This is a genomic window from Methylobacterium sp. WL18 (assembly GCF_008040015.1).
In the GTDB taxonomy this organism is placed as follows: Bacteria; Pseudomonadota; Alphaproteobacteria; order Rhizobiales; family Beijerinckiaceae; genus Methylobacterium; species Methylobacterium mesophilicum.
In genome coordinates this window covers 1-1,126 of record NZ_VRVD01001004.1, presented here as the reverse complement: position 1 = coordinate 1,126, position 1,126 = coordinate 1, and the positions used below count along the sequence as shown (strand labels likewise).

Below are 1,126 nucleotides of genomic sequence, written 5' to 3'. Positions count from 1 at the left end.
TGACGCGGGCGGAGGATTCACGAAGGGCGTGATGCATGCGAGTCTGGGCGATGGCTCAGACCGTGTGCGTGCTCCTCGACGACGCCACCAAGTCAGCGCTGTCCACGATCGCCGGAGATCGATCCCGGCCCCTCAAGCATATTCTGCGGGCACGCATCGTCCTGCTCTCGTTCAAACGCTGGAGCGTGCAGGACGTGGCTCGGCAAGCCGGCGTCAGCCGGCCCGCAGTCTGGCGCTGGCAGCAGCGCTTTGCCGAGGAGGGCGTCGAGGGCCTACTGCGCGACAAGACCCGCCCACCCGGCACCCCGCCGCATTCCACCCGCACAGTGGCGAAGGTGCTGGCGCTGACGTGTTCGGAACCGCCGGACGAGGTCACGCACTGGACCGGCCGCGCCGTCGCCGCGCGGACCGGCATCTCGCTCCGCTCCGTGCAGCGGATCTGGCAGGAGCACCGCCTGCAACCGAATCGGGTGCGGACGCTCAAGCGCTCCCACGACCCGGCCTTCGCCGAGAAGGTCGAGGATGTCGTCGGTCTCTATATGTAACCGCCCGCCCACGCCGTCGTGCTGTCCATCGACGATCCTTCGATAAGCTCAGGATGAGGAGTCCCAGATCCAGGCTCGGGAGCGAACCCGTCCCGATCGGCCGCTCGGACCCGGGCATCCTGCCGCTCAGACGCACGACTACACCCGCCACGGCACCACGACGTTGTTTGCCGCCCTCGACGTCCTGGAAGGCACGGTGCTCGGCCGCTGCATGCAGCGCCATCGTCACGGTGAGTTCATCCGTTTCCTCAACACCGTCGAGGCGGCAGTCCCAGCGGGCAAGGCGATCCACGTGGTGCTCGACAACTACGGCAGCCACAAGCATCCGAAGGTGCGCGCCTGGCTCACCCGCCACCCGCGATGGACGTTTCACTTCACACCGACCTCGGCCTCTTGGCTCAATGCCGTCGAGGGCTTCTTCTCCACGCTGACGCGCCGCCGTCTCCGACGGGGCACCTTCACCGGAATCGTCGACCTTCAGGCCGCCATCAAACGCTACATCGGCGAGCACAACCGAAGCCCACGACCCTTCGTCTGGACCAAGCCCGCCGCCGCCATCTTCGACGCCCTCAATCGAGCCC

At 67.2% G+C, this 1,126-nt stretch carries 1 pseudogene; it reads left to right on the top strand.

From position 1 onward, the window contains the following. Positions 1-50: 50 nt before the first annotated feature. Positions 51-1,126 (top strand): annotated as a pseudogene (locus FV228_RS30455) (IS630 family transposase); the annotation flags it as partial.